Origin of the sequence: Nocardia altamirensis NBRC 108246, from assembly GCF_001612685.1 — a bacterium.
Taxonomy (GTDB): Bacteria; Actinomycetota; Actinomycetes; order Mycobacteriales; family Mycobacteriaceae; genus Nocardia; species Nocardia altamirensis.
Genome location: NZ_BDAY01000067.1, coordinates 24,786 through 46,660 on the forward strand (window position 1 = coordinate 24,786; position 21,875 = coordinate 46,660).

The 21,875-nt window shown below is 66.7% G+C and carries 21 protein-coding genes; 7 read left to right on the top strand and 14 right to left on the bottom strand.

Translation table 11 applies throughout. From position 1 onward, the window contains the following. Positions 1 to 288 precede the first annotated feature (288 nt). On the bottom strand, positions 289 to 2,481 hold the full coding sequence (uvrB, locus tag NA11_RS30745; protein ID WP_069165537.1) for an excinuclease ABC subunit UvrB: 2,193 nt from the start codon (positions 2,479 to 2,481) through the stop codon (positions 289 to 291). A gap of 327 nt (positions 2,482 to 2,808) precedes the next feature. Between uvrB and NA11_RS30750 the strand changes: the two genes are divergently transcribed. The 5 genes from NA11_RS30750 (at position 2,809) to NA11_RS30770 (ending at position 5,601) form a co-directional block, all read left to right on the top strand. Next, complete coding sequence (locus NA11_RS30750; RefSeq protein WP_084655208.1) at positions 2,809 to 3,453, top strand: ribonuclease FAU-1 family protein; 645 nt, start codon at positions 2,809 to 2,811, stop codon at positions 3,451 to 3,453. 47 nt (positions 3,454 to 3,500) lie between these two features. Then, positions 3,501 to 4,025, top strand: coding sequence for a ribonuclease FAU-1 family protein (locus NA11_RS30755; protein WP_069165538.1), 525 nt, complete (start codon positions 3,501 to 3,503; stop codon positions 4,023 to 4,025). A 228-nt stretch (positions 4,026 to 4,253) separates the two neighbouring features. Further along, positions 4,254 to 4,610 carry an ArsR/SmtB family transcription factor gene (locus NA11_RS46750; protein WP_281197111.1) on the top strand — a complete coding sequence of 119 codons (357 nt, stop codon included), beginning with the start codon at positions 4,254 to 4,256 and terminating at the stop codon, positions 4,608 to 4,610. Next, positions 4,607 to 5,137 (top strand): pyridoxamine 5'-phosphate oxidase family protein, encoded by a 531-nt coding sequence (locus NA11_RS30765; RefSeq protein WP_069165540.1) that lies wholly within the window; start codon positions 4,607 to 4,609, stop codon positions 5,135 to 5,137. The genes NA11_RS46750 and NA11_RS30765 overlap by 4 nt, the downstream gene beginning before the upstream one ends. 2 nt (positions 5,138 to 5,139) lie before the next feature. Further along, positions 5,140 to 5,601, top strand: a complete 462-nt coding sequence (locus NA11_RS30770) for an SRPBCC family protein (RefSeq protein WP_069165541.1) — start codon at positions 5,140 to 5,142, stop codon at positions 5,599 to 5,601. Here NA11_RS30770 and coaE read toward each other — a convergent pair. Beyond that, positions 5,598 to 6,800, bottom strand: coding sequence for a dephospho-CoA kinase (coaE, locus tag NA11_RS30775; protein ID WP_069165542.1), 1,203 nt, complete (start codon positions 6,798 to 6,800; stop codon positions 5,598 to 5,600). The two genes, NA11_RS30770 and coaE, sit on opposite strands and share 4 nt — an antisense overlap. Before the next feature lie 329 nt (positions 6,801 to 7,129). On the opposite strand from coaE, the gene NA11_RS44215 reads away from it, so the two are divergent. Continuing rightward, the gene (locus NA11_RS44215) at positions 7,130 to 7,342 is read left to right on the top strand and encodes a hypothetical protein (RefSeq protein ID WP_084655210.1); all 213 of its coding nucleotides are present in this window, start codon (positions 7,130 to 7,132) and stop codon (positions 7,340 to 7,342) included. A gap of 66 nt (positions 7,343 to 7,408) precedes the next feature. On the opposite strand, the gene NA11_RS30780 is transcribed toward NA11_RS44215, so the two are convergent. The 10 genes from NA11_RS30780 to NA11_RS30825 all read right to left on the bottom strand — a co-directional run bounded on the left by NA11_RS30780 (position 7,409) and on the right by NA11_RS30825 (position 18,919). Further along, the gene (locus NA11_RS30780) at positions 7,409 to 8,953 is read right to left on the bottom strand and encodes a phospholipase C (RefSeq protein ID WP_069165543.1); all 1,545 of its coding nucleotides are present in this window, start codon (positions 8,951 to 8,953) and stop codon (positions 7,409 to 7,411) included. Positions 8,954 to 9,176: 223 nt separating this feature from the next. Then, the gene (locus tag NA11_RS30785; protein ID WP_069165544.1) at positions 9,177 to 10,577 is read right to left on the bottom strand and encodes an MATE family efflux transporter; all 1,401 of its coding nucleotides are present in this window, start codon (positions 10,575 to 10,577) and stop codon (positions 9,177 to 9,179) included. A 4-nt stretch (positions 10,578 to 10,581) separates the two neighbouring features. Further along, positions 10,582 to 11,640: a PLP-dependent cysteine synthase family protein gene (locus NA11_RS30790; RefSeq protein ID WP_245746282.1), complete on the bottom strand. Its 1,059-nt coding sequence runs from the start codon at positions 11,638 to 11,640 to the stop codon at positions 10,582 to 10,584. 80 nt (positions 11,641 to 11,720) lie between these two features. Beyond that, positions 11,721 to 13,058, bottom strand: a complete 1,338-nt coding sequence (locus tag NA11_RS30795; protein WP_069165582.1) for an alanine racemase — start codon at positions 13,056 to 13,058, stop codon at positions 11,721 to 11,723. Continuing rightward, positions 13,055 to 14,032, bottom strand: coding sequence for an ornithine cyclodeaminase (locus NA11_RS46755; RefSeq protein ID WP_069165545.1), 978 nt, complete (start codon positions 14,030 to 14,032; stop codon positions 13,055 to 13,057). Before NA11_RS46755 ends, NA11_RS30795 begins: the two co-directional genes overlap by 4 nt. Continuing rightward, positions 14,029 to 14,706: an ABC transporter ATP-binding protein gene (locus NA11_RS30805; protein WP_069165546.1), complete on the bottom strand. Its 678-nt coding sequence runs from the start codon at positions 14,704 to 14,706 to the stop codon at positions 14,029 to 14,031. The genes NA11_RS46755 and NA11_RS30805 overlap by 4 nt, the downstream gene beginning before the upstream one ends. Beyond that, the gene (locus NA11_RS30810) at positions 14,703 to 15,530 is read right to left on the bottom strand and encodes an ATP-binding cassette domain-containing protein (RefSeq protein ID WP_069165547.1); all 828 of its coding nucleotides are present in this window, start codon (positions 15,528 to 15,530) and stop codon (positions 14,703 to 14,705) included. The genes NA11_RS30805 and NA11_RS30810 overlap by 4 nt, the downstream gene beginning before the upstream one ends. Further along, positions 15,527 to 16,342 carry an ABC transporter permease gene (locus NA11_RS30815; RefSeq protein WP_069165548.1) on the bottom strand — a complete coding sequence of 272 codons (816 nt, stop codon included), beginning with the start codon at positions 16,340 to 16,342 and terminating at the stop codon, positions 15,527 to 15,529. Before NA11_RS30815 ends, NA11_RS30810 begins: the two co-directional genes overlap by 4 nt. After that, positions 16,335 to 17,342: an ABC transporter permease gene (locus NA11_RS30820; protein WP_369691169.1), complete on the bottom strand. Its 1,008-nt coding sequence runs from the start codon at positions 17,340 to 17,342 to the stop codon at positions 16,335 to 16,337. The genes NA11_RS30815 and NA11_RS30820 overlap by 8 nt, the downstream gene beginning before the upstream one ends. Beyond that, a complete protein-coding gene (locus NA11_RS30825; protein WP_069165549.1) occupies positions 17,312 to 18,919 on the bottom strand; it encodes an ABC transporter substrate-binding protein in 1,608 nt (535 codons plus the stop codon). Before NA11_RS30825 ends, NA11_RS30820 begins: the two co-directional genes overlap by 31 nt. A 136-nt stretch (positions 18,920 to 19,055) precedes the next feature. Between NA11_RS30825 and NA11_RS30830 the strand changes: the two genes are divergently transcribed. Continuing rightward, positions 19,056 to 20,183, top strand: a complete 1,128-nt coding sequence (locus NA11_RS30830; RefSeq protein WP_069165550.1) for a hypothetical protein — start codon at positions 19,056 to 19,058, stop codon at positions 20,181 to 20,183. A gap of 5 nt (positions 20,184 to 20,188) precedes the next feature. On the opposite strand, the gene NA11_RS30835 is transcribed toward NA11_RS30830, so the two are convergent. Next, a complete protein-coding gene (locus NA11_RS30835; protein WP_069165551.1) occupies positions 20,189 to 21,133 on the bottom strand; it encodes an AEC family transporter in 945 nt (314 codons plus the stop codon). Between the two features lie 22 nt (positions 21,134 to 21,155). Further along, a complete protein-coding gene (locus NA11_RS30840; RefSeq protein ID WP_069165552.1) occupies positions 21,156 to 21,854 on the bottom strand; it encodes a TetR/AcrR family transcriptional regulator in 699 nt (232 codons plus the stop codon). Positions 21,855 to 21,875 lie beyond the last annotated feature (21 nt).

The window sequence follows — 21,875 nt, forward strand, 5'->3', positions numbered from 1 at the left end:
CAGAGCCCACGAGGGGACGCTCTACTCACCCATCAACCCCACCCCCGCCCGCGCGAAAGCGCGGACCTCGCAACGAAACCCCTCCACCCAACCCCACCGACACCCCGACGATCCACCCTCCTCCCCCTCCGCCCGAAAGCACGGATCCCACAAGCGAACCGCCCTACTCAACCCCACCCTCCGCGCGAAAGCGCGGACCTCGCAACGAAACCCCTCCCCTCAACCCACCAACATCCCCACACCCAACTCCCCCTCCCGCACCCCAACCCCTCCCCGCAGCACCCAACCTCAGCTCAACCCCGCCGCATCCATCCCACGCAGCTCCTTCTTCAAATCCGCAATCTCGTCACGCAACCGTCCCGCCAACTCGAACTGCAGTTCCCTCGCCGCGTTCATCATCTGAGCCGTCAGTTCCTTCACCAAGTCGGCCAACTCGGCCCGCGGCATGGACTTGATGTCGCGGCCCTCGTACACCCCTGCGCTGACCGCGCGACCGGGTTCGCCTTGGGCTCGGCGGCCGCGGCTGGAGTTGCGGCCGGAGCCGCCGACTTCTACTTCGGTCTCGTCGGCTTCGCGGTAGACCTGGTCGAGGATGTCGGCGATCTTCTTGCGCAACGGTTTCGGGTCGATGCCCATCTCGGTGTTGTAGGCGACCTGTTTGGCGCGACGGCGATCGGTTTCCTCGATGGCGTGCTGCATCGAGTCGGTGATCTTGTCGGCGTACATGTGCACTTCGCCGGACACGTTGCGGGCCGCGCGGCCGATGGTCTGGATCAGGCTGGTGCTGCTGCGCAGGAAGCCTTCCTTGTCCGCGTCGAGGATCGCGACCAGCGACACCTCGGGGAGGTCGAGACCCTCGCGCAGCAGGTTGATGCCGACGAGCACGTCGTATTCACCGAGTCGCAGCTGACGCAGCAGTTCGACGCGGCGCAGCGTGTCGATCTCCGAGTGCAAGTAGCGCACCCGAACACCAAGTCCGAGTAGATAATCGGTGAGATCTTCGGCCATCTTCTTGGTGAGCGTGGTGACCAGCACGCGCTCGTCCCGCTCGGTGCGCAGCCGGATCTCGTGCACCAGATCGTCGATCTGCCCCTTGGTCGGCTTGACCACGACCTGCGGATCGACCAGCCCGGTCGGCCTGATGACCTGTTCGACCACTTCACCGCCGACCTGACCGAGTTCGTACGGGCCCGGTGTGGCCGACAGATATACCGCCTGCCCGATCCGGTCGGCGAACTCCTCCCAGGTGAGCGGGCGGTTGTCCACCGCGGACGGCAACCGGAACCCGAATTCGACCAGGTTGCGCTTGCGCGACATGTCGCCCTCGTACATGCCACCGATCTGCGGCACCGTCACGTGCGATTCGTCGATGACGAGCAGGAAGTCGTCGGGGAAGTAGTCGAGCAGGGTCGCGGGCGCGGAGCCGGCCGGTCGCCCGTCGATGTGGCGCGAGTAGTTCTCGATGCCGGAGCAGAAGCCGACCTGCCTGATCATCTCCAGGTCGTACTGGGTCCGCATGCGCAGCCGCTGAGCTTCGAGCAACTTGCCCTGCCGCTCCAGTTCGGCAAGGCGTTCTTCCAGTTCGGTCTCGATGTCACCCACCGCGCGTTCCATGCGTTCCGGGCCTGCCACGTAGTGGGTGGCAGGGAAGATGCGCAGCATGTCCACCTGGCGCACGACGTCGCCGGTGAGCGGGTGCAGGTAATACAGCGCCTCGATCTCGTCGCCGAAGAACTCGATCCGGACCGCGAGCTCCTCGTAGGACGGGATGATCTCGACGGTGTCGCCGCGCACCCGGAACGAGCCGCGGGTGAACGCCATGTCGTTGCGGGTGTACTGCACGTCGACGAGCAGCCGCAGCAGCGCGTCGCGGTCGACCTCGGTACCCACCTCGAGCTGCACCGAACGATCGAGGTAGGACTGCGGGGTGCCGAGACCGTAGATGCACGACACCGACGCGACCACCACCACGTCGCGCCGGGACAGCAGGCTGGAGGTCGCCGAGTGCCGCAGCCGCTCGACGTCGTCGTTGATCGAGCTGTCCTTCTCGATGTAGGTGTCGGTCTGCGCGATGTACGCCTCGGGCTGGTAGTAGTCGTAGTAGGAGACGAAGTACTCGACGGCGTTGTTGGGCAGCATCTCTCGCAGCTCGTTGGCCAACTGCGCGGCGAGCGTCTTGTTCGGCGCCATCACCAGGGTCGGCCGCTGCAGTCGCTCGATCAGCCAGGCGGTGGTCGCCGACTTGCCGGTGCCGGTGGCGCCGAGCAAGACGACATCGCGCTCCCCCGCCGTGATCCGGCGCTGCAGCTCCTCGATGGCCGCGGGCTGGTCACCGGCGGGCTGGTGCTCGCTCACCACCTCGAAGCGGGCCTCGGAGCGCTCGATATCGCCGACCGGACGGTGCTCCGAGTGGGCGAGCGGGGTCGCGCCAGCGGCCCTGTCCTCGTAGCCTTCCGTCGGAATCTCGGTTGCGAATGCCATGCTCACCAGCCTAGGCCCACCCACCGACAGATTTCTCGGGCCCCGGCCCGGCTCCGCGACCACCGCCGTCCGGTAACGCATCCCGAGCGGCTCGCCGATACGCGGTTACCAGGGCACGCCCCGACCCCGATATCACCGTCCACAGATCGTCACCACACCGATATCGTTTCCCTTATCGATTCGATACATGTCCGAATTGTCCCTTGCGGCAACGCAATTCACAGGAATATTCATCCCATCTCATTCCGCCCCGATTCCCCGCACCGGGTGTAATCTAATTTGGTTGTTCGGACAACGAGTTCGGATGTGGCGAAGGACAAACGAGCCATGAGAGGTCTGATTCCATTGCTCAATACCGTGCCAACCACCGGCTTTGCCGGAAACGTTGCCAGGAAGGTCCGCGCAGCGGTACCCGGCTTGAACCACAGCGCACCCGCCGCCCCGCCGACCTCCTTACCCCCTGGCCATCCGCCACATCGGCCCGAAGTCGAGTTCTTCAATCTCGCGGACCTCACCAGCACCGACAACAAGGGTTTCGTCCGCCAGGTCGAGCGCTACCACCACGAACCGTGGGGCCTCTACATGGCGCGCATCGTCCCGGTCCCGCACCGGCACTACCTCGAGACCTGGCTGCTGCCCGAGCTGTCGCTGCGGGTGACGGTGACGCGCCGCAACCCGGCACATCACGTCGATCACAATTTCCGGCTCGATATCGGCGAATTCACGCAGGTCGGGCCGAAACGCTGGAAAGCGGTCGACCATTATCTCGACATCGCGGTGCATTGCCGTCACAATGCCGAATTGCTCCGGGTGGATGACCTATTGGCCGCCCATGCGGCCGGTTTCGTGGACACGGCGCAGGCGAATCGCGCGGTCGGCTGCGCGACGGCCGTATTGGACGGGCTCGCCGCCAACGACCATTGCGTCGAGGACTGGCTCGCCACCCACGGCATCACGCTCACCTGGATGTAACCGGCACGCCACTCGACTCGGTCGCCGCGCCGGTAGATTCTGAATGCATGACGCAGGCACCCTCGGTTGACGTTCATAAGCCGAAGGTCGAATACTTCGACCTCGCGGACCTGACCAACACGGACCCGAAGGGCTTCGTGCGACCGGTCGAGCGGTATCAGGTGGAGCCGTGGGGCCTGTATATGGCGCGCACCTCGGACCACGAGCAGTTCCACTACATCGAGTCGTGGCTGCTGCCCGATCTGGCCGTGCGCGCCAGCGTCTTCCACTATCACCCCGAGCATCAGCGAGATCAGGACTACTACCTGGACCTCGGCGAGTTCAGCCAGGTCGGCCCGCAGCGGTGGAAGTCGGAGGACCACTACCTCGACATTGTCGTGCGCACCGGCCGAGACACCGAACTGCTCGACGTCGACGAGCTGCTCGCCGCGCACGCCGCCGGCCTGCTCACCGCCGCGCAAGCCCAGGCGGCGATCGAGGTGGCGACCACCACCATCGACGGCATCGCCGCCAACGGTTACAGCCTCGACCGCTGGCTCGAAGGTCGCGGCATCGCCCTGACCTGGAAGTAACCGGGTTTTTCGACCAATCCCTTGACAGGCCGCGATCGCGGGGCCACTATTTAACTCATCAGTTAATTATCTAGGTGGTTAAATATAGCCATGGCGGACGACCACTCAACCGAACCCAACGCGACGACCGATCTCGGAAGTACATGGGTAACTCGCCGGGTACCAGCCAACTCGGTTGCCGCACTACCGCCGGTCGCCGACGCGACCGGCGCGGCACACGAGTCTGGCCTGAAAACGCGGAGAGGCGGACAAGATGACGAACTCAGCAGGACTTTCGCGGCGCTCGCCGATCCGACCCGACGGGCGATGCTCGCCCGCCTGGCGGAGGGCGAGGCCACCGTCACCGAGCTTGCGGAACCGTTCGCAATGAGCATGCCCGCGATCTCCAAACACCTGAAGGTGCTGGAGCGGGCCGGGCTCATCACCCGAGGCCGGGACGCCCAGTGGCGTCCGTGCAGGCTCGATGCCGCACCGCTCGGCCAGGCCACCGACTGGCTGGACCGCTACCGGAAGTTCTGGGACACCCGGTTCGATCGCCTCGACGAACACCTGAAACGGCTACAGAAGAAGGACCCCTCCCGATGACCGAAACGATCGACCTCGCCCAGGGCGATGTCCGCCTGCTCGACACCGACCTCGCCAAGCGCCTGCTCGCCGCGAATCTTCCTGCCCGCCTTGCCTTCACCGCCGCCGACGGCACGCCTCGGGTGATTCCGATCAACTTCTGGTGGAACGGCACCGAGGTCGTCATGACCGGCTTCGCCACCTCGAAGAAGGCAAAGATGCTTCGTGCCCGCCCCGAGGTCGCGATCACCATCGACACGAATGCCGCACCGCCGGAGGTACTCCTGATCCGCGGCCGCGCCGAAATCAGCGAATCCGACGGCCTGCTACCGGAATACGCGGCCGCCATGCGTAAGGGCGGCGAGGCCGAGGTCGCCGAGTACCTCGACTTCCTGACCGGCATGGCGCCACGCATGGAGCGAATCGCGGTGCGCCCCAGCTGGGTCGGCTTGATGGACTTCCGCACCCGTTACCCCGAAGGCGCTCCCGAATGGATGAAGGGTCCATCCGACGCCGCAGCACACCCCGCACACGAGGAGACGATCTAGCAATGAGCGATTCAACCCTGACCACTGCCGAGCGCGAATTCACCATCACCCGCGTCTTCGACGCCCCACGCGAGCTGGTCTTCCACGCCTGGACCGATCCCGACCAGCTCGTGGAATGGGCTGGGCCCGAAGGATTCTCGACGCCACGCGACAGCATCGTTGTCGAGCCCGAGGTCGGCGGGCGATACGAATCGCTGATGGTCTCCGACGCCGACGGCACCACCTTCCCGAGCTCCGGGGTGTTCCGCGAGATCGTCGAACCCGAACGACTGGTGTTCACCTGGGGCGACCCGACCAGCCCCGACTCGATATCGATCATCACGGTCACCTTCGACGACAGCGGCGACAACAAGACGACGATGACCTTCCACCTGCTCGCACCGGGACCGCTCAGCCCGGACGACGGCGCGGCGCAAGGCTGGGGGCAGAGCCTGAATCGACTGGCAGAGCTGTTGCGCCGCTAGCGATCTCGCCAGTTCAGCGCGCGGGTGTAGGCGGCGTCGAACCAGGGTTCCTTGACATCGAGGTAGGCCAGCGTCGCCTCGTGACCGGTCAACCCTGCCGCCTTCGCCTCGCCCGCGCGCTTGACCTCGAGATATTCGGCGCGCGCCGCGGCGTCGGCGCGCAACCAGTCGCGGAAGGCCAGCGCGAACTGCTGCCCCGGCGATCCGTCCACGCGCACATGCACATTGGCGAGGCGGCCGGGGTCGGCGTTCTGATGGAGGCGCTTGGCCCACAACGCCAGATCGGTCCCGTCCGGATCCTGCGGCGTCGGCTTGGGGCTGTCTTGGCCGTACTCCGCCCTGGCGGGAAAGCCCGCCTTGCCCAACGCATCTCGCAGTCCGTCGGCGACCGCCAGATCCGCGACGGTGATCTGCAGATCGATCACATCCTTGGCGGGCAGCTCCGGCACCGAGGTCGACCCGATGTGATCGATCCGCGACGCGGCCGCACCGCACGCCAGCCACAGCCTCGCGATGAGCCGCTGCGCCTGCGCGGGCCACTCCGGGTTCGGCGGGACAACGCGCACGTCCTTGCGTCGGGCGGGCGTCCCGGTGCGCAGGTTGTGCTCGAACGGCACCAGCCGCTCCGCCCACACCCGCCGCACGGCGGCCTCGATTACCTCCGGCGGACCGCTGTTGTCGAGCAGCACATCGGCCACCGCACGCCGCTGTTCATCGGTGGCCTGTTTCGCCATTCGGGCCCGCGCATCGGATTCGGGGACACCGCGCGATTCGACGAGCCTGCGTAGTCGAATTTCCGCATCGACATCCACGATGAGCACCAGATTCATCAATGGCGCGAGACTATTTTCCACCAGCAATGGAATATCTTGCACGACAATAGCGTCCTGCGGCGCGGCGGCAATGAGTTCGGCGGTGCGCTTACCGACCAAGGGATGGGTAATCGAATTCAATTTCTGCAGCGCCGCGTCGTCACCGAATGCCTTCGCCGCCAGCGCGGGGCGGTCGAGGCCGCCGTCGGCGGCGAGGATATCGGTGCCGAATGCCGCGACGAGCGCCGCAAGTCCCTCGGTGCCCGGCGCGACGACCTCCCGCGCAATCACGTCGGAATCGATGATCACCGCGCCGAGATCGGCCAGCACCCGTGCCACCGTCGACTTGCCCGCTCCCATGCCTCCGGTGAGGCCGATCCGCAACATCCGATCAGTCTCGCATCCGCCCGTCTCGGGCCGGATCACCCCCCGCTCGGATCGGACGCGTTCGCCGCGGCGACTGTCGCCTGGCACGGCACAATCGGCCTGATTACCCACCGGGGCCGTACTTTCCACCTCCCGCCGCGCCAATTGCCCGATCCGTGACGAGGCCGAGACCATCTCGCAACAATTCCGTCCGCACTAGGTAACGCGACGACAACTTTCCGACACGCCGACCCAATTACCTGTGCAAAATACTCTGCGACGCAGTTTCGTTCGGCTAATCTTCGCCCTGGCGATCCAGGCGCCAGCACTCAGCAAGCAAAGGAACACCATTGGGCACCAGAATCAACCAGACGGGTCGCCACCGCCTGGGTAGGGCGGGCGGCGTGCACTGCACACACATCCCCGCCGTCGCGGCCGCGCTAGCCGAGCACCGCCGCACATGGTTCACCGCGTTGATCAGTCCGGCCCGGCATAGTTTCGCGGCCATGCGTAAACGCTCGGCCGTCACGTCCGTCCGGTGGGTGCCCGCCACCGCAGGCTGACGTTCGACGCAGGCCGACCTTCGACTTTCGAGCAGTGGCCCAGCCCCCGCCAGGGCTGGGCCACTGTCACGCCCGAACCAACCCGCTCGGCGTGCGCCGAGTTCCGGGTTGCTGAGTCGGCATCGAGTTCGGCGGCACCGGATATGGAATCCCGGTGTTCGCCGTTCCCAATGCGATATTCGGGCCGCACTGGGCGATCGCCGCGTCCATTTTCGGTTTCGGGTCGGGCAGTACCGGTTTCGCGGTGTTCGGCGCCGAACCGAAATCGAAGGCGGACGTCATATCGCCGGTAACGCTGCGCCGCCATGCGGTCAGGTTCGGTACCTCGACCCCGAATCTGGTTTCCAGCAGGCGCAGCTGGGAGGTGTGATCAAAAGTCTCCGAGGCGACGAGTCCGCCTCGGGTGTACGGCGAAATCACCAGTCCGGGAACGCGATAGCCGAGGCCGATCGGGCCTGCGATGCCGTCGGAGTTCGACACCCGGTTCAGCGGGACGGTGAGGAACTCCCCCGGCGTGCCCGGTGGCGCGGTCGGCGGGGTGACGTGATCGAAGAACCCGCCGTTCTCGTCGTAGCTGATGATGAGCGCGGTCTTCTCCCACACCTTCGGGTTCGAGGTGAGGATGTCGAGCAGCTGCACGATGCCGTACGCGCCGAATGCCGCAGGCAGGGCGGGATGTTCGCAGTTGAGCAGCGAGGGAATCACCCAGGAGACGGCGGGCAGCGAGTCGTTGGCGACATCGGCTTGAAAGTCGTTGGGGTACACCGGCGCCAGGCCGCGGCGCGCGAGTTCCGAGTTGGGGTCCGACGATTGGGTGAAGCAGCCGAGCATGCCGTCGAGGATCACCGACGACAGCGGGCCGACGTCGCGGTTGTTGTAGACCTTCCAGCTGACGCCCGCCTCGGAGAGATTTTCCGGGTAGGTGCGCCAGCTGTACACGTGCTGCGGGATCAGCGCCGGGGTCTCCACCAGCGGACCGCCGGCATTGCCGTCCGGATCGATGGTGGCGCTGATCCAGTACAGCCGATTCGGGTCGGTGGGGCCGAGCACCGAGCAGTGGTAGTTGTCGCACAGCGTGAACGCGTCGGCCAGTGCCGTGTGGATCGGAATGTCTTGCGGCAGGTAGTAACCCATGGCGGCGGGCGCGTTGGCCGGACCGACACTGGCGACCGACATCGGCATCCAGCCGTCGTTGCGGCCGCCGTTCCACGCCTTGTGCATGCCGCCCCAGCTGTGGTCGGGGTCGTTGATGCATTCGCCGTCCAGCGTCGCGCCGCGCGTGGTGTCGAGGCGGAACGGGTTCACATATCCGTCGGGGGTCGGTCCGACGCCGGGTGTCCAGCCGTATTGTTGCCAGGCTGCGGACGGATCGTCGAAACCGCGCACACCCGACAGTGTGCCGAAATAGTGGTCGAAGGAACGGTTTTCCTGCATCAGCAGCACGAAATGTTCGATATCGCCGAGCCCGCCCATGCCCGCCGGGTCGGCGGCGTACGCGCGCTCGATGATCGGATTCGCCCACGAGGCCAGTGCCCCGACCGCGCCGGCCGCCGCGGCTTTCGCTAGGAATTGTCTGCGATTGAGCCCGCTGAACGGCCCCGCTGCGCACATGTCTACGGCCGACCTTTCCGCCAGGGCTGTCGAGCAGAGTTTCGCGATCCGCGCCGACCCTACCCGACGTGGTGCGATGTCGCGAAGAAAGATCGTTTAGCTGGACCGGGAAAGTGAGCAAAACCACGCTGGCGGACGAGAATTCCTGAAGAGTTGCCCGTTAACCTCCCGATGGTCCGATATTCGTCACGCCACGTGCCTGTTTCGCCCCATGTGCCCGCTTTTACGCAGCAGCAGAAGCGGATTCCCTCGGCATCGCCAGGTCGGCCGCGCCACGCACGAACCGGCGCCACACCAGCAGCGCGGTGGTGCCGAAACCCAGGCACAGTCCGAGCCAAATGCCGGGCCCACCCCAGCCGATACCGAACCCGAAAAGCACCATGGCAGGTATGCCGACGGCGAAATAGCCGAGCAGCGTGCTCTGCATGCCCGCCTTGGTATTACCGATTCCGCGCAGCAGTCCGATCGACAGGTTCTGCGAGCCCTTGCAGTACTGCTGGGCGATCGCGAACCACAGCAGAGTCGACGCGGCAGCGACGACGGCGGCGTCTTCGTGATGCGAGCCGAGGAAGGGCGCAAGCACTTGGCTCGGGAACAACACATAGCTCAGGCCGACGATAGTCATGAACGCGAAGCCGAGAATGTAGGTGCGCCTGGCGATTCCGCGGACGGCAGGCCGATCCTCCTGCCCGACCGTGCGACTCACCAGAATCGAAGAGCCCTGGGACAGACCGATATTGACCTGGTATACCAGGTAGGCCAGCTGGTTGACGATATTGCTCGCGGCCAGCGCCACCGGGCCGAAGCTGCCCATCAGCACGGTGGCAACGGAGGTGATCGCCGCTTCCGCGCCGTAGGTCAGCGAAATCGGCGTACCCATCCGGACGATCCGCGTGACGGTCTCGCGGTCGGCCCGCCAAGCCCGCAGCGACAGCAGGTCGCCGAGCAGCGGGTCGCGGGTGACCGTGCGCAGATAGATGCCGAAAGTCCAGAGCTGAACGAGGGTGGTGGACAGGCCGATCCCGGCCAGGCCGAGCTTCGGCATGCCGAACCAGCCGAAGAGGAACAGCGCGTTGAGCAACGCGTTGACGCCGATCGACAGCAATGTCACCCGCAGCAGCGAGCCTGCGCGACGCAGCCCGACGGCGAACTGCCGCAACACGTTCAACCACAACATCGGGATCAGCCCCGGCGCGAGCGTCCACATGATCGGACGAGCCAGGGCGAGCACCTCGGGATCCTGGCCGAACCACTGCAGGGCGTAGCCGAGGACGATCAGGACGAGCGCGCCTGCCCCCGACGCCACCGTCGCCACGAACGCGGCCGCGCGCACGTAACCGCGGATCTCGCCGCGCGCCTGCTCATCGAGATCGGCTCGCCCGGTGCGCTTTTCGCTACGCCCCACCGCCCCGGCGATCATGTTTCCCACCCCGGTGACCATGCCGACGCACATGGTGCGCAGCTGGTTGTACAGCAGCAGCGCCAGGCCGCCCGCCGCCACGGCCGCCACCCCGAGCAGCCCCATCATCGCCAAGTCCACGGTGGTGAGCGCCGCCTGCGCGAGCTGGATGCCCGCGATCGGCGCGGCCAACGCGACGATGGCTCGATACTCTCGAATGGCCATGCGGCTAGGTCCCCGTCCGCTCGGCGCGGTAGGTCGCGAGCCGCACCGATTCGTCGTAGGCCTGGCAGAGCCGGGCGATCCGCTGCTGCGCCGCCCGGTCGAACAGTCCGCGCTCGCACAGCCATTCGTCGTCGTACACGGTGTCGAGATACTTCTCCCCCGCGTCACACACAAGCACGACCACGGTGCTGCCCGCAGGCAGGTGCACCAGACGGCGCAGGGCCACCTGGATGGCGGCGCCCGCGGTGCCGCCCACCAGAATCCCGGTGCGGCGCGCGACAACTCGTGCGGTGGCGAACGCATCGATATCACCGACGCGGCAGCCTTCGTCGATGGCGTCGTACTTGACGTTGGCGCCGATCGGGAATCCCGCCGGGCTACCTGCGCCGGACTGCCAGTAGCTGCCGCCTGCGCCGCCGAAGATGATGGAGCCCACGGGCTCCACACCGATCGCGTACACACCTGACCCGCGCCTACGGAGTTCTTCGACAGTGCCGCAGAGCGATCCACCAGTACCGACGGCGCCGACCAGACAGTCGACATCGGTGTCGAGGTCCGCGAGCAGTTCGGCGGCCAGGTCGCGATAGCCCGAATTGTTGTGCGGATTGTTGTGCTGGTCCGGCCGATACGCGCCGGTGCGCGCCGCGATCTCGCCGGCGATCCGCCTACGCTCGACAGTGCTCGGTCCACCACTGGCGGCACTGTCGACCGAAACCAAGTGCGCGCCCATCGCTTTCATCGCACGGAGTTTGTCCTTGGCGGCATGATCGTCGACCACCGCGGTAAAGGTGTAGCCCCGTTCCAGGGCGATCAGCGCCAGCCCGGTGCCGGTGTTGCCTGAGGTCGGTTCGACGATGTGCCCGCCGGGACGGAGTTCGCCGGTGCGTTCGGCGTGCAGCACCATCTCGCGTGCCATGCGCACTTTGGCCGAACCGGTCGGGTTGAACTGCTCCAGCTTCAGCAGCAGACGGGTGCCGGTGCCCGCGCGGACGAGTTCGAGTAGTGGAGTGGCGCCGATGAGTTCGGACGCGCGACGGACGATGTTCTCGGGTCGCCGAGGCACCCGCAAAGCTCGCACACCGGACGCGTCCACCGCCGGACCGTCCGTCGCCGTTTCCCGCTCCACTGCGTCGGCCACAGTCTTCACGTGTCCAACCTCCACATCATCCGGCCGTCCTGATGGGTGACAACCACCTTGGGCGGCAACGGGAGCTGATGGAACTCGCTCTCGTTCTTGTCCATCTGGTAGCCCGCCGTATTCGGATACAGCAGCAGATCACCGTGCGCTGGGCGCTGCGGCAGCCGCACTTTGCGCCAGGTGAGCACGTCGTATTCCATGCAGCTCGCGCCGCCGACACAGCTGGCGACCGGTGCCGCCGCCGGATCGCGACGTCGCGGCACCAGGATCGGATCCGGCAGGAACTCGCTGCCCTTCCACTGTTCGGACACACTCATGCTGAGGCCGTGCACGGTGGTGATGCCGTAGTCCGCGTTCTGCTTGAAGCCGAGCACCGGGAATACGGTGCACCCCGCGTCGATGAGCAGCGCTCGTCCCGGCTCGACGAAAAGCTGGATAGCGTTGTCGCGCAGGTGCGCCGCGAGTGTGCGGCCGTCGAACGTGGTCGCGAGGATCGCATCGAGCATGTCGGCGCCGGTCGGGCCCTGCGCATAGGGATAGAACTTCTCGAACCGCTTCCCCGCGTGGAACCACTCGTCGCGGCGATCGGCGAGAAAGCCGTGCCAGTCGTCGTCACCGAGGTAGCGGCAGGCGAAGCCGCCGCCGATCGAGAGCGTGTCGACCGGCAGACCCTGTGCTTTCACCTTGGCGCACAACCCGATCAGCTCGTAGGCGAGCTCGGCGCGCGGCGCCACCGCATAGCCGTCGAGGTGAAAAGAGAACCCGACGAGTTCGATCCGATCCGGTAGCTCCGCGCACCGGGTGATCGCGGTCGCCAGATCGGCTGTGGACAAGCCGAATCGACTGTGCGGCGCGTTCGGCGGCAGCCGCCGCAACAGAATCCGAGCCCGTCCGGCGTGCACCGAGATTGCCGCCATCCGCTCCAGCTCGTCGAGCGCATCGATCGCGATCACACAGTCGTGCCTGGCCGCGAGGCGCAGCAGCGCATCGGTTTTCGCGGCGCCGGTCACCCCGATATCGCGCCCGCGGATGCCATGCGCCAGTGCGTGCACCAGTTCGGGCTCGCTGGCGACATCGACGGCACCGTCGAGCTCGGCGATCGTCGGCAACCAGCAGCCCGCCTTGTTGGCTTTCTTGCCGTAGTAGATCTGCCCGCGCACACGGTGCGCGGCCAACGTCTGCTGGAAAGACCGGAGATTCGCACCTAGCTGGTCCGGGTAGATGAGATGGAACGGACCACCGACGGCGTGGTGGATGTCGAAGAGCAGGTGCGGATCCGTGCGGACCCGGCGCTGCCATTCCTGTTCCAGCGCAGGAAGAACCGGGAGGTCGACCGTGTTCACGACCACAGTTCCACCCGCTGCCCGCGTCCCGCCGCCACCGCACGCGTCGCCAGTGCATACGCGACCGGGATGTCGGTGATGATCATGCCGCTGGCGAACGCGAACACCCGATCGTCGGCGCCGGACCTGCCCGATGCCCGCCCGGCCACGATGTCCGGCAGCTCCGCATCGATCTCGGGTCGGCCGTCCGGACCTGCGAGCCGAGCGCCGGTGACGCCCAATTGCCCAGCGCTGGTAGCGATCGCATAGTCGGCCGTGCGCAACGCGCCGCTCTCGACACCCTTGCTCGCCACCGAGATCAGCAAGCCACCCGGCGGCAGCCATTCGGTGCGCACCTTGGGATGCGCGGCCCGGCCGGAGGCGACGACGACGATATCGGATTCGGCCACCGCGGTCGGCACGTCGTCGACGAGGTCGATCTCCCGCTCGGGGAACCAGCGGTGCAGCGCGGCAACGCTTTCCGCGATTCCGTCGGGATGGGTCCCGAACAAACGCAGCCGCTCCAAGTGCGGCAGCGCGGTCAGCAGATAGGGCAGGGTGTTTCGGCCCTGCACGCCGGTGCCGATCATCAGCGCGCTGGTAGCGCCCGCACTGGCACTGTGTTTCGCGATGATGGCCGTGGTGGCCGGTGTCCTTGCCGCCCCGACGCGCTGGCAATCCATGTACGCGAAGGGCAGTCCGGTGGTGTCGTCGTACAGGCTGATCGTCGTGTAGTACTTCTCGGCGCTCTCGCTGCCCTGCCGATAGGAGGTCTTGAAACCGAGGTGCTCGAGCGAGCCGTCGTATCCCAGCATCGAATACGACACCGCGTCGCGTTCCGGCTTCGGGATCGGCATCATCAGCTTGACCGGGCAGCGCGAGTCACCCCGCGCGAACGCGAGATAGCCGTCCTCGACCAGCTCGATGATCTCGGCAGGCGGGATGTCGATATCGGCCAGATCGGTGCGGGTGAGGATATGCAGTGCGTTACTCATAGAACTCCGATGTCGTTGTGCGAATCGAGGGAGCGGCCTGCGTGCTGCGCCTGCACCGCGGAACGGCTGTCCAGGTGCACGATTCGGTCCGCGCACGCGGCGAGCAGCGGCAGGTCATGACTGATGAACAGGACTCCGACACCGGTGCTGGCCAGGCCGGTCACGGTGCGCGCGACGGTGGCCGTGGTGGCCGGGTCGAGCATCGCTGTCATCTCGTCGCAGAGCAGGTAGTCGGGCTTCGACGCGAGGACCCTGGCGACGGCGGCCCGCTGCAGCTGGCCGTCGGAAACCTGGACGGGATATCTGTCCAGCAGATCCGGTGTCATGCCGACAGATTCGAGGATGCCGTTCCAGTCCACCGATCCCCGTGCGAGCTCGACGATCGACTGCCGCAAGGTCATCCGGGGATCGCAGGATCGGCGCGGTGACTGGAACAGCATCGCGATCCGGCCGGTCTTGCGCCGAGGCAGCGGCGACCCGTCGCAGGTCACGGTTCCGCTGTCGGGCGCGCGCAGCCCTGACATGACCTGTGCGAGTGTGGTTTTGCCCGAACCCGACGGGCCGGCAAGCCCGACCACCTCGCCTCGGACGATCGCCAGGGAGACGTCGGTGAGCACAGGATGCCGACCTAACCGCAGCGAAACACCGTGTGCGGCAAGCGAGCGGCCGGTCATCGCGTGCCGTACCGAAAGTCGGCGGCCAGATTCACCAGCTCCGGAGTGGCGAACGGCAGCGGGTGCAAGCCGTTCTCCGGCAAAGCAGCGAGCAGGTCCCGCGTGTACCGCTCGACCGGCTCGTCGAGAACGACAGCGGCGCTCCCGGTCTCGACGATCCGCGAGGCATACATCACCGAGACATCGGTGCAGATCCCCGACGCACGCAACGCGGTGAGATCGTGCGTGACCAGCAGGACACGGCCGCCGCGCGCCGCGAAATCGCCGAGCAACCGGAGAATCGCGCCCGCCCGCTCGGCGTCGAGTGCCGAGGTCGGCTCGTCGGCAATGATGAGGGCCGGATCCCCGGCCAGTGCGAACGCGACCGCCGCACGCTGAGCCATGCCGCCGGAGAGTTCGTGCGGATACCGCTGCAGCGCCTCGACTTCCAGGCCGACCTCGGCGAACTGGTCGGCCGGGTGATGCGCGGTGCCAAGGTATCGAATCGTCTCGGCCAGCTGCGGGCCGACTCGGCGCACCGGCGTGAAGTAGGTCATCGCCGATTGCGGTACCCACGCCACGGTGCGGCCGCGCGACCGGCGGATCTCGGTGGTGCCCAGCGTCCGACCGTCGAGCTCCAGTGCCACGTCGCCCCTCATCCGGGCCTGCTTCGGCAGCAGCCCGGTGATCGTCGCGGCCAGCATCGACTTGCCCGAACCCGATTCACCGATCAACCCGTGCACGGTGCCGCGGCGCACCACCAGATCCGCGTCGGTGACGGCGTGCACCACCCGGTCCGGCGCGAGCGGCACCCGCACGTTCACCTTTCGGAGTGTCAATGTCATGACGAAACCTCCTGGAGTGCTTGCGCTTTCCGCTGCCATGCCCGACCGAGCACCGCGACGGCGAGGGTGACGAGGATCAGCACGCCGGCGGGGAACACCAGCAACCACCAGTCCCCCAGCAGGATCGACGCCTGCGCGTCGGACAGCAACGTGCCCAACGACGCCCGGTGCGGCGGCAGGCCGACACCGAGGAACGACAGCGTCGACTCGTGCCAGATGGCATGCGGGATCAACAGCACCACCCCGATCAGGATCTGCCCCATCGCGACCGGAACGAAGTGCTGCCGGATCATCCGCCACTGCGGCACCCCGCGCAGCCGGGCCGCCTGCACGAATTCGGCATGCCGCACCGCGAGCACCTCGCCGCGCACCACGCGCGCGATCGAGGTCCAATGCGTGAGCACCAGCGAGACCACGATGGCTAGGACCGAGCCGCGGTACATGGCGACGATCAGCAGCGTGAGCAACAGGCTCGGCAACGAGTTCACCGCGTCGACCACCCGCATCGCGATCCGATCCCACCAGCCGCCGAGCGCACCGGCGCTCACGCCGATCAGCGCACCGAGCACTGCCGCACCGAGTGCCGTCGCCGCCGCGATGAGCAACGAGCTGCGCATCCCCTCGGCCGCCCGCACGAAGACGTCACGGCCGGCATTGTCGGTGCCGAACGGGAATTCGAGGCTCGGTGGTCGCCTGCTGATCGCGAAGTCCACCAGTGCGTCGTCCACCGGCCGCAACACCGGAACCACACCCGCGTACAGCACCGCCGCGACGAGCACGACAGAGGCGAAGACCAGCGCAGGCCTACCCATCGGCGTCGATCCGTGGATCGATGAGTACCGCCGCCGCATCCGCGGCCAGGTTGCCGAGCAGAACCACCACGGTAATCAGCACGGTGAGGATCGCGAGCAGCGGAAAGTCAACGCTGCGTGCGGCTTCGACGGTCGCCGACCCCAATCCGGGCCAGCTGAAGATGGACTCGACCACGGTGGCGCCGACCACGAGCTCCGGCAGCCTGGCACCGCACAGCGCCAGGAACGGCACCACCGCCACCGGCAGCACATGACGAAAGGCGATGACCCGCCACGGCATACCGCGTGCCCGTGCGCCCTTGATCGCGTCGCTGTCCAGCGTGCCTGCCACGGTCTCGCGCAAACCGAGCACGAGCCACGGCAATTGGGTCACGCCGAGCAGGGCGGCAGGCAGCACCACATGCCGTGCCGTCGACGCCGCGGTGACCGCGCCGCCTGGATCCGTCAGCCCCGACGCCGGGAACCAGCGCAGGGTCAGCGCGAACAGCAACACCGCGCCGAGCGCCAGCACGAAGGGTGGAACCGCCTGCAGCACAACAGCGCATGCACTGATCGTCCGATCGAGGAGCCCGCCTCGGCGCAACCCCGCCCAGGCACCGAGCAGCGCCGCGAGCGCCAAGGCGATCGCCCCGCCGAGCGCGCCGAGCAGCAGACTCCACGGCAGCCGCTCGGCCAGCACCTCGGCGACCGGTTGCCGATACGAGCGCGATTCGCCGAACTCGCCGCGCACCAGGTCACCGACCCAGGATCGCCAAGCGTCGAACCAACTGTGTCCCAAGCCGAGCCGGTCCCGCAGCGCCGTGCGCTGCGCCTCGGTGAACCCGTCGCCGTGCGCGCCGAGGTACGCGTCGAGCGGGTCGAACGGGCTGGCCGCGGCGAGTGCGAACACCGCGAGCGAGACCAGTCCGGCGAGCGGAACCGCAACCACGAGGCGGCGCAGGATCAGCTTGCCCGCTCTGCCGCCACCGGTCATCGGGTCCACCGGGACAGCCCGTACCACGGACCCCACGCGACACCGTGCGAGTGCGGTTCGAGTGCCGTCGGCGTGATCCGCCAGCCGTTGTCGCGCACCACATAGACGTGGTTGGTGGCGACCAAGGCCAGCATCGCCGGATCGCGGTGATACTCGGCCTGAACCTGCCGGTACAGCTCGGTACGCCGCTGTGTATTCAGCTCTGCGCGTGCGGCATCCAGCAGCTGATCGATCTTCGGGTTCACATAGTCCGAGGCGTTGTCCCACTTCGATCCGACACCCGGTGTGGCGTAACGGGAGTGGAGTTTGGTGTACAGCTGGCCGTCCACCGTGTAGGGCTGACCGCCGCCCCCGAGCATGAACGCGGTCTGCGCCAAATACGCGGGCGTCATCTTGGCCTTGTCCACGGCCACCGGGGTGATCTCGATGCCGACCTTCTTCGCGTCCGACACCACCGCCATCGTCAGATCCCGGCGCAGCACTTCCGTTGGGTAGTAAGCGATCTCGAAGGCCGCTCGGCGACCGTCTTTGGCTCTGATGCCGTCCGCGCCGACCCGCCAGCCTGCGGCGTCGAGCTCGCGCGCAGCCTCGCCTTGATCGTGGGTGAAATCCTGGGCCGGATCGTAGGTTTCGCCGTATACGGGACCGACCAAGGTGGACATGGCGGTGCCGTGACCGCCGAGAATGTGCTCGACCATCGCCTTGCGGTCGACGGCGACGTTCAGTGCACGGCGAATCGCGGGATCCCCCGCGACAGGATTGCCCGACGGCAACGTGATCGCACGCCAATCATTGGCGACGGCGGACACCACCCGATAGCCGTCCTTCGCCGCAGCCTGCGCCAGCTCCGGCGGCAGCACCGTCCCGTCGGCGCCGTCGCGCAGTTGACTCGCCCTGGCATTGTCGTCATCGCTGCGCCGAATGACGAACCGCCGGACCGGCGCCTGTTCACCCCAGTAGTCCGTCCGCGCCGTGAGCACCACCTGATCAGGCCGGGATTCGGTGAGCACATAGGGCCCGGTGCCGATCGGATTCCGGTTGAGCTCGGCGCGATCGGCGGGCCCTGGCTGCGCGAACGACTCCGCTGGCGCGATCGCCATGAACAGCCGGTGATCGAAGTCCGCGTAAGCCCCGGTCAGTTGGAACTCGACGGTGTCCGGGCCGGTCTGCTTCGCGCCGCGCAGGAAGTCGTAGTCCGCGGCGATCGGGGCGGCAAAGGCCGGATCGATCAGCGAGTTATAGGTGGCCACAACATCTTCCGGGCCGAAAGGGCTCCCGTCCGAGAAGCGGACGCCGGACCGCGTCGTGACCCGCCAGCGCGACAGATCCCCGTCGATCGGTTCCGGCGGCCCTGCGGCCAGTACCGGTAGCGCCGCCGGGATCCGGTCGTCCACGCCCTCCGCCACCCGATACAAGCTCTCGAAGATCTTCGACTCACCGTTCTTGCCGTGCCCGAGCAGCGGACTGAAGTCGCCGAGCTCCTCGGTGTCGATCACCACGAACTGCTCGGGAGTACCGGACGTCTGCCCTGGCGCCGCGCATGCCGTCAGCCCTACTACGAATGCCGTTGTGGCAGCACAGATTCCGATCCGAAACAAAGCCATGTCAGCATCGTAGACTACCGATAACGATTATCATTAGCATTTGTGAAATGAGACACATACACCAAGCCGGACACGACCTGCGACACCGGCGCGCGGCTCACGCAACTCGGGCTAACCTCGAGCTAATCTCACGGCTGTGGCGATCAGGGATGTGATCTCGCGCCGATGGCGGCCATTGCTGTGGCTCGGCTCCCTCGCCGTGTCCCTGCTTTTCGCGCTCGGCACCGTGACCTCGTGGGTCCATGCCGGAAATCGGCACGCGCCGATCGCGGACGTCGGCACCACTGTCACGAATATGGCGGAGGTGCAGGAGGCGATCGCGCCGCGCATGCCGAAGGACACAGTCATCCCGCTGCTGCCGACGGGCGTGCTGGTGAGTTCGCTGCAATTCGTCAACGCGCACAATGTCAAAGCCACCGGCCATATTTGGCAGCACATCGTGCCCGGATTCCCCGAGGACCGGATCGAGCTCGGTGCGCTGTTGCTCGAGGCCGAGGACCCGCACTGCCTCAGAAAGGTCTTCGAATATCCACTCGGCGACACCAAGGTGGTCGTCTGGTCCTTCGCCACCGTCATTCGCCAGCAATTCAATTACGAGAACTATCCCCTGGACCACCAGGACATCTGGCTGCGTATGCGCCCGGCCGACATGACCAACCCGGTCCAGCTGGTACCGAGCTTCGAGTCGTTCCCACCGTGGAATCCGGACGCGCTCAACGGGTTGGACCCCGGCCTCGTGTTCGGTGACTGGAAGCCCGACTACACGGTGTACAGCCTGGTCCACCAGAAATACAGCATGTTGGACCGACCCGGCCTGTCCAATACCGACGAACTGTATTTCAACGTCGGCGTCAGCCGCGGCCTGCTCGGTCCGCTGATCGGCCGGATCGTGCCGGTGATGCTGCTCGCGTCACTGATGTTCCTGTCACTGTTCGTCATCACCACCGATCCCGATCGGCGGCCGATCTCCGGCTTCACCGCCTTCGCGATCATCACCTTCTCGGTGTCTACGGTGCTGGTCGTCGCGGTCAACGACAATGCCGTCCGCACCGAGGTCGGTTCGGCGGGCATCTCCTATATCGAGTATTGGTATTTCACGCTGTACATGATGACCTTGCTCGTCGCGCTCAACGCGACCATGCTGCTCTCCGGCGCCTTCGCCAAGCTGATCCACTGGCGGGAAAACCTGCTGCCCAAGGTCCTCTTCTGGCCGCTGTTCACCGGAACCATGTTCGCGGCAACCATCGGATATCTCGGCTTCTGACTCGCTCATCGCGCGACGAGCAACCATCCAGGCAACAGCAGCAGCGCGAGCAGCGAGGTCTTGGCCACGATCGCGGCGGCAAGGTCGACGTCGGTGTCGTAGCGCTGGGCGAAGATGAACAGGTTCTGCGGCGCTGGCATGGCGGCGATCAGCACGAGGTAGGTCAACCAGGAACCGCCAATTCCGAAGAGGTACTTGCCGATCAGCAGCGCGAGTGACGGGAAGACCAGGCACTTGAACGCGATCAGCGCGTACTCGTCACGCGCGGCGCCGCGCAGCCGTAAGCCAGTGCCACCGAGGTGCAGCCCGATGGCGAACAGGGCAACGGGCGCAGCGGCATTGCCCGCGAACGACAGCGCATCGAGCAGCCAGCGCGGCACGGGCACGTCGGCCGCGTTCCCGGCGATCCCGAGATAGCACGCCACCACGATCGGCGTCGCCAGCGCTGCCTGCACCCCGCGCAGCGCGGCGCCGAGCGCCGGCGTATCCGAATGCTCTTGCCCAGCACCGAATTCCATGACGGCTATGACCACGACGGTGAGCACGCAGACCTGCAGCAGGATGATCGGGAAGATCGGGGACGCGTCGCCGAAGAGCAGCACGAAGACCGGAATCGCGAAGTAGGTCGTGTTGACCTGCACGCCGGCCATGATGCGCAACGCGACGCCCCTGGCGTCGGTGGTCCGCCGCGACCAGAACCCGACGGCGAGCATGCCGAGCAGCGCGGTAACCAGGTACGCGGCGATGGCGCGCGGGTCGAAAAGCCGCCCGAGGTCGCTCGAGTAGAGCGAGCCCGCCAGGTAGCACGGAATCGCGAAGAGAAAAGCGAAGTCGGAGAACGCCTTCGACGTGTCGGCCCCGATGATCTTGCGACGCGCGAAGACAACGCCGCCACCGAACACGAGCGCCACCGGCGCCAGCTTTCCGACGGTAGCGACGAGATCACTCACCCACCGAACCTAGCGTGCGCTGTTACAGGCCGAGTGAGCGCACCAGATCGAGCATCTCGGCGTGGTAGAGCTTCGCCGGATCCTGCGCCTGCGGACGCAGGTGACCGTAGACCTCGAGCGCGATCAGCCCGTGCATCCGGCCCCACATCCGCAACGCCAGCGCGAGCGCCGCGGGCGGCAGGTCGGGAAAGTCCGCGCGAACGTGCGCAACCAGATCCGCATCGAAGTCCGACCAGGTCGTCTGCCCGATGGTCTGGAGTTCCGCCGCCTGCGGCCAGGCGGCGACGGCGAGGCCGACCAGGCCGGTGCACGCACGCAGCGCCGCCGTTGCCGCGGGTCCGCCGGGCGGCGGTCGATAGCCGAGGACCGGATCGCCGTAGATGAGCCGGAACTCTGCGGGCGCAGCGACCGCCCATGCGCGCACCGTTTCGCCCCAGGCGATGATGCGCCCGGCCGGATCAGCTTCGGGGACAGCGTCTCTGGCCGCTTCGACCCGATCGACGAGTGCGGTGTAGACGTCCGAGATCAGGGTGGAGATCAGGTCGTCGCGGGTGGCGTAGTAGCCGTAGAGGGCACCTGCGGTCATGCCCATCTCGCGGGCGATGGCGCGCAACGAGATCGCGTCCGGTCCCCCTTCGGCCAGCAGGCGCAGCGCGATCGATTTGATCTCCTCGGCCGCCTGGGCCCGCAGCCGTTCCCGGCGACTTTGTACGACCTCCACGGATTGACACTCTACAGCGTT